This window comes from Burkholderia sp. E168m23, assembly GCF_016586125.1.
GTDB lineage: Bacteria > Pseudomonadota > Gammaproteobacteria > Burkholderiales > Burkholderiaceae > Burkholderia > Burkholderia orbicola.
In genome coordinates, this window is record NZ_BCPP01000816.1 from 1 (window position 1) to 3,329 (window position 3,329).

The 3,329-nt window shown below is 68.6% G+C and carries 3 protein-coding genes and 1 pseudogene; 3 read left to right on the forward strand and 1 reads right to left on the reverse strand.

Annotated elements, in window-relative coordinates; genetic code table 11:
- Window positions 1-149, forward strand: a pseudogene (locus JMF90_RS30145) (LysR family transcriptional regulator); the annotation flags it as partial.
- A 63-nt stretch (window positions 150-212) separates the two neighbouring features.
- On the opposite strand, the gene JMF90_RS30150 reads toward JMF90_RS30145, so the two are convergent.
- Window positions 213-677: an Lrp/AsnC family transcriptional regulator gene (locus JMF90_RS30150; RefSeq protein WP_006488501.1), complete on the reverse strand. Its 465-nt coding sequence runs from the start codon at window positions 675-677 to the stop codon at window positions 213-215.
- A gap of 134 nt (window positions 678-811) precedes the next feature.
- Here JMF90_RS30150 and JMF90_RS30155 point away from each other — a divergent pair, with 134 nt between their 5' ends.
- On the forward strand, window positions 812-1,432 hold the full coding sequence (locus JMF90_RS30155; protein ID WP_011546915.1) for a LysE family translocator: 621 nt from the start codon (window positions 812-814) through the stop codon (window positions 1,430-1,432).
- A gap of 287 nt (window positions 1,433-1,719) precedes the next feature.
- A complete protein-coding gene (locus JMF90_RS30160) occupies window positions 1,720-3,309 on the forward strand; it encodes a protease pro-enzyme activation domain-containing protein (protein WP_011546916.1) in 1,590 nt (529 codons plus the stop codon).
- Window positions 3,310-3,329 lie beyond the last annotated feature (20 nt).

The following is a 3,329-nucleotide window of genomic DNA, read 5'->3' on the forward strand; positions in this document are numbered from 1 at the left end:
AGGGGCTGCTCGCGCCGCTCAATCCGGATCGACTGCACTACGAGGTCACGTTCCACATGGTCGTGGCGCGCGACGGGCGCGGCGATCCGGTCGTCGAAGCGTTTCTCGAGGATCTCGAACGCGCGCATCAGTCGTCCGACGTGGTGTGACGCCAGCGCGGCCGACAAGGTGAACGAGCGTTGCGCCCGGGCGGCTTGCCGGCCCGGCGCGCGTCACGGCACCGGCAGCCCGGCGTCGTGCTTCACCTCGCGCAGCGACAGCGCCGATTCGATCGACGTCACCCCCGGCAGCATCCGCAGCGAATCGCGCAGGAACGTGCCGTAGTCGTCGAGATCGCGCGCGACCACCTGCAGCAGGTAGTCGGCCGTGCCCGCGACGTTGTGGCACGCCAGAATCCGCTCGATGCCGAGCACTTCCCGTTCGAACCGGTCGGCGACCTTGCGGTCGTGCGTCGCGAACCGCACGAGCACGAACGCGACCACGCCGAAACCCAGCGCCTGGCGCGACAGCTGCGCGCGATAGCGCTCGATGTAGCCGTCGTTTTCGAGGCGTTTCAGGCGCCGTGCGCAAGGCGTTTCGGACAGGCCAACGGATTCGGCGAGCCGCGCGATCGGCAGGCGGCCGTCGCGCTGCACCGCAGCGAGGATCGCGCGGTCGGTTTTGTCGAGATCGATCATGTTGGCGGAATCCTTGTCGTGATTTCATGATTGTGGCGGATTCCCCTACGAATCGCCAATTCCGCGCCAAAGATGGCCAGTAATCCCTCCACCTTCAGCGGCAACATATCGTCAATGAAGGACGGGGGCAGACCATGATTTCCACGCATTTGCTGTTGATTTATCTCGCCGCGCTGGCGGCCATTTACGCGGTACCGGGGCCCGACATGGCGCTCGTGCTGCAGACCAGCATCGGCCGCGGCGTGCGGCCGGGGATGGCGGCGGCGGCCGGCCTGTCGCTCGCGCGCACCGTGCACGTGACGCTGTCGGCATGCGGCGTCGCGGCGTTGATCCGCAGCGCGCCGTGGCTCTACGAGGTGATCCGCTATGGCGGCGCGCTTTATCTCGCGTATGTCGCGATCCAGGTGTTCCGCTCGCCGGTGTTCGCGCTTGGCGACGGCGACGCGCCGGCGGGCGCGTTGCGCCAGTCCTTCGTGAAGGGACTGCTGACCAACCTGCTGAACCCGAAGGCGCTGCTGTTCTGCTCGGTGCTGCTGCCGCAGTTCGTGCGGCCCGAGGTCGGGCCGGTCGTCTGGCAGATGTTCGAGCTCGGCGCGCTGCTGGTGGCGGCCGGCGTGTGCTTCGACCTCGCGTGCGTGTTCGGCGCGTCGCGCATCGCGGCGTGGATGCGCGCGCATCCGCTCGCGCAGACGGTGCAGCGCTGGACCTTTTCCGCGGCGTTGATCGGTTTTGCGCTGCGGTTGTCGATGGACTGACTGTTGCGCCGACATGGCCGCTGCGCGAATCGATCGGCCACGCGGGCGGGCCCATGCTCGAATCGATACGGGCCGCGCGCGATGCCGGCCTTCCCGCGTGCGCCTTGCCGCGGAAGGGCGTGCGCGCAAATCGTCTGACTGTTCTAAACTTCCTGTTACTTCGCGCGTCGCAAATGCAGTCGCAAACGCGCCGTCGCGAATCGACTGACCGAACGGAACCGTCTTCCGCGGGCTATGTCCGATTTCCTGGCTGTTCCGTGCAACGCGGTACCAAGGAGGGTCTGAACATGGCAAGGCATCTTCAAGCCGACCGTGAACCCCGCATCGTCGCCGAGTCCAAGTGTCTCGGCCAGTGCGACCCGGCAGAACGCATCCACGTCACGATCATGTTGCGGCGGCAGGAAGAAGGGCAACTCGACGCATTGGTTCACCAGCTCGCCACCGGCGACGCCCGTGCAAAACCGGTGTCGCGCGACGCATTCGCGCAGCGTTTCTCCGCGAATCCCGACGACATTCGCAAGACCGAGGACTTCGCACACCGTCATCAGCTCACGGTCGATCGCGTCGATCCGGTCGAGAGCGTCGTCGTGCTGTCCGGCACGATCGCGCAGTTCGAAGCCGCGTTCAGCGTGAAGCTCGAGCGTTTCGAGCATCGGTCGATCGGCCAGTATCGCGGCCGCTCGGGCCCGATCGTGTTGCCCGACGATATCGGCGACGCGGTCACGGCCGTGCTCGGCCTCGACAGCCGCCCGCAGGCGCGGCCGCACTTCCGCTTCCGTCCGCCGTTCAAGCCGGCGCGCGGCGCGGCGGCCGTCACGTTCACGCCGATCCAGCTTGCGTCACTGTACGACTTTCCGGCCGGCGACGGCGCCGGGCAATGCATCGCGATCATCGAGCTCGGCGGCGGCTATCGCGCGGCGGACATCCAGCAGTATTTCCGCGGGCTCGGCATCACGACGCCGCCCAAGCTCGTCGACGTGAACGTCGGCACCGGCCGCAATGCGCCGACCGGCGAGCCGAACGGCCCGGACGGCGAAGTCGCGCTCGACATCGAAATCGCCGGCGCGATCGCACCGGCCGCGAAGATCGCGGTGTACTTCGCGCCGAACAGCGATGCGGGCTTCATCCAGGCCGTCAACGCGGCCGTGACCGACAAGACGAACCAACCGTCCGTGATCTCGATCAGCTGGGGTGGCCCGGAAGCGATCTGGCAGGCGCAGTCGGCACAGGCGTTCAACCGCGTGCTGCAGGCGGCTGCCGCGCAGGGCATCACCGTCTGCGCGGCGTCGGGCGACAGCGGCTCGGGCGACGGGCTGCAGGATGGCGCCGATCACGTCGACTTTCCCGCGTCGAGCTCGTACGTGCTCGGCTGCGGCGGCACGCAGCTCGACGCGCTGCCCGGGCAGGGCATCCGCAGCGAGGTCACGTGGAACGACGAGGCATCCGGCGGCGGGGCGGGCGGCGGTGGCGTCAGTGCGCTGTTCGATCTGCCGGCGTGGCAGCAGGGGCTGAAGGTCGCGCGCGCTGACGGCAGCACCACGCCGCTCGCGAAGCGCGGCGTGCCCGACGTGGCCGGCGACGCGTCGCCGCAGACGGGCTACGAAGTGTCGGTGGCCGGCACGCCCGCGGTGATGGGCGGCACGAGCGCGGTCGCACCGCTGTGGGCGGCGCTGATCGCGCGGATCAATGCGGCGAACGGCGCGTCGGCCGGCTGGATCAATCCGGTGCTGTACAAGCATCCGGGCGCGCTGCGCGACATCACGAAAGGCTCGAACGGCACCTATGCGGCCGCGTCCGGCTGGGACGCCTGCACGGGCCTCGGCAGCCCGAACGGCGCGCAGCTCGCCACGATCCTCGCGCGCAAACCGTCGAGCTGACGCACGGGCACACGCCTTTC

Coding starts and splice junctions, on each gene's coding strand:
- JMF90_RS30150 (WP_006488501.1), bottom strand. CDS start 677: ATGATCGATCTCGACAAAACCGACCGCGCGATCCTCGCTGCGGTGCAG.
- JMF90_RS30160 (WP_011546916.1), top strand. CDS start 1,720: ATGGCAAGGCATCTTCAAGCCGACCGTGAACCCCGCATCGTCGCCGAG.
- JMF90_RS30155 (WP_011546915.1), top strand. CDS start 812: ATGATTTCCACGCATTTGCTGTTGATTTATCTCGCCGCGCTGGCGGCC.